The organism is Mailhella sp. (assembly GCF_057866825.1).
This window is the reverse complement of sequence record NZ_DBMAHT010000186.1, coordinates 1-2877: the sequence shown is the minus strand read 5'-3', so window position 1 is coordinate 2877 and position 2877 is coordinate 1. Positions and strand designations below refer to the sequence as shown.

The 2877-nt window shown below is 62.2% G+C and carries 2 protein-coding genes and 1 pseudogene; all 3 read left to right on the top strand.

What is annotated here, in order from left to right; genetic code table 11:
• Window positions 1–80 (top strand): annotated as a pseudogene (locus ACZM96_RS10460) (ATP-binding cassette domain-containing protein); the annotation flags it as partial.
• Window positions 81–384: 304 nt separating this feature from the next.
• Window positions 385–618, top strand: coding sequence for a FeoA family protein (locus tag ACZM96_RS10455; protein WP_294485178.1), 234 nt, complete (start codon window positions 385–387; stop codon window positions 616–618).
• Window positions 619–626: 8 nt separating this feature from the next.
• Window positions 627–2877, top strand: a 2251-nt coding sequence (gene feoB, locus ACZM96_RS10450) for a ferrous iron transport protein B (RefSeq protein ID WP_489488982.1), incomplete at its 3' end; no start/stop codon positions are given.

Sequence of the window (2877 nt, the reverse complement as noted above, 5' to 3'; positions counted from 1 at the left end):
AGAAACAGCGTGTGGCTATTGCCAGGGCACTGGCCATGAATCCGGATATCATGCTCTTTGATGAACCCACCTCCGCGCTTCTCTCGCCTCCCTTTCCGCCTCTGCCGCAATTTTCTCCGCCCCCGGCCTTCCGCCTCCCGGCTTTCTCCTCTCCCGCAGCGTTTTTTCGCCCGGAACCCCGCCTGCCGTGATTTTAAGTTGACAATGGTTTTCAATTTCACTATCTCTGTTCCATCCGCCATGAGAAAAAACTCTCAGGCGCTCCGGCAGATTTCCGCCCATCCGGCGGACTCTCCATTCACGGCCTTTTGGATTTCGGATTTCCGCAATCTTTTTTTTGAACTTTTATTGAAAAAGAATTTCATTTTTATTCAGGAGGACGCCATGTCACAGATGAATCTCCGTCAGCTCGCCCCGGGGCAGAAGGCGAGCATAGTCAAGATCACCGCTCACGGAGAACTCGGACGCCGCATCCGCGACATGGGGCTTGTGCCCGGCATGTCCGTGCAGGTGGTGGGCAAGGCTCCCCTGCGCGATCCCGTGGCGCTGCGCATTGAAGGTTCCACCATCGCCCTGCGCAACAGCGAGGCCGACTTCGTTTCCGTGGAGGTCAAATGAGCTGTCCCATGTGTGAAAAGAAAGGCGTGCCCGGCGCCTCCGCCCTTACCGAGGAAGAAAAGAAGAACGGCGTGCGCATTGCGCTTGCGGGCAATCCCAACTGCGGCAAGACCACGGCCTTCAACGCCTGGACGGGCGCGCATCAGCACGTGGGCAACTATCCCGGCGTGACCGTGGAAAAGAAGGAAGGCTGGACGCGCTGCGGCGATCAAAAAGTGCTGCTGGTCGATCTGCCGGGCGCGTATTCGCTCACGCCCTACTCCATGGAAGAGCGCGTGGTGCGCGACGTGCTCGCCCCCGAAAATGCCGTCGAGCGCCCCCGTGCGGTAATCGACGTCATCGACTCCGCCACGCTGGAGCGCGGCCTCATGCTCGCCGTGCAGATACGCGAACTCGGTCAGCCCGTGGTGCTCGCCTGCAACATGATGGACGAAGCGAAGCGCGCGGGCATAGCCATTGATCTGGAAAAGCTTTCCGCGCGCTTCGGCGTGCGGGCCGTGCCCACGGTGGCGCGCTCCGGCGAAGGCCTCGACAGGGCGCTCGCTCTGGCGCTGGAAGAAGCGCAGAAGCCCTGCGAGCCGCTCGTGATCGCCTACGGCCCGGACGTGGACCCCGCGCTTCAGCGCATGAGCGCCCTCATCAGCGAAAAGAAGCTGCTTGTCGAACGCTATCCCGCGCGCTGGACCGCGATCAAGATTCTGGAAAACGACGAAGTGGTGCTCGATCAGATACGCAGGGCCGACCCCGACGCCGCCCGGAATCTGGAAGCGCAGCGCGACGCGCTCGCCGCTCATCTTTCCGCCACGCACGACACCACGCCCGACGCCGTGATTGCCGACTATCGTTTCGGCTTCATCAACAGCGTGCTCCGTGACGGCGTGCTTCGCAAGGACAACGCCAAAGACCGCCTTGCCTTCACCGACAAGCTCGACAAGGTGCTCACCAACACCATTTTCGGCCCGGCCATCATGCTGGCGGTGGTGTATTTCATGTTCTGGACCACGTTCATCGTGGGCGCGTATCCGCAGGGCTGGGTGGAAGACTTCTTCGGCTGGCTCGGCGAACTCATGACCGGCGTGCTGCCGGAAGGTCTCGTGCAGTCGCTGGTGGTGGACGGCGTCATCGGCGGCGTGGGCGGCGTGCTCAGCTTCGTGCCGCTCATTCTCATCATGTTTCTCATCGTGTCGTTCCTTGAGGACAGCGGCTACATGGCGCGCATGGCCTACATGCTCGACCGCGTCATGCGGGCCTTCGGACTGCACGGCTCTTCGGTGATGCCCTTCATCATTGCGGGCGGCATTGCGGGCGGCTGCGCCATTCCCGGCGTGATGGCCACCCGCACCATGCGCAGCGAAAAGGAACGCATGGCCACCATGATGACCCTGCCCCTCATGACCTGCGGCGCGAAAATTCCGGTGTTTCTCATGCTCACGGCCGCGTTTTTTGCGGAAAATCAGGCGGGCATCATGTTTGCCGTCACGCTGTGCGGCTGGGCCGTGGCGCTGCTGGTGTCGCTTTTCCTGAGAAAAACCGTGTTCCGCGGGGAATCCACGCCCTTCGTCATGGAACTGCCCCCCTACCGCCTGCCCACGCTGCGCAGCATTCTCACCCACACCTGGGAACGCGGCTGGATGTACATCAAAAAGGCGGGAACCGTCATTCTGGCCATCTCCGTGATTCTCTGGGCCGCGCTCACCTTCCCGGCGCTCAGCGAAAAGCAGTCCGCGCCCTTTGAAGAAAAAATCGCCGCGCTCGAAGCTCAAATAGCGCCCCTCGACGAACAGATCGCCGCGCTGAAGCAGCAGCTTGAAAGCGCTCCCGCCGATGCCGCCATGAGTCGGGCCCTTGCCGACGCCGCGGAGCAGAAGGCGGCCCTTGAGGAACAGAAGTCCGAAACCGAAAACGCGCTGGCTTCCGAAACCGTGCGCAACACCTGGGGCGGCCGCATCGGCCAGCTCGTGGAACCCGTGTTCCGCCCCCTCGGCTTCGACTGGCGCACCGACGTGGCCCTCATTTCCGGCGTGGCCGCCAAGGAAGCCATTCTCTCCACCATGGGCACGGCCTACTCCATCGGCGAAACCGATCCCGACGAACCCGATTCCCTTTCCGCCCGTCTGGCCGCCGATCCCGGCTGGTCCAAGACCGTGGCCCTCGCGCTCATGCTCTTCGTGCTCATCTACTCACCCTGCTTCGTCACCCTCGTGGTGCTCAAGAATGAGGCGGGCGGCTGGAGATGGCTCTTCTTCAGCATGGCGTTCA

Coding starts and splice junctions, on each gene's coding strand:
- ACZM96_RS10455 (WP_294485178.1), top strand. CDS start 385: ATGTCACAGATGAATCTCCGTCAGCTCGCCCCGGGGCAGAAGGCGAGC.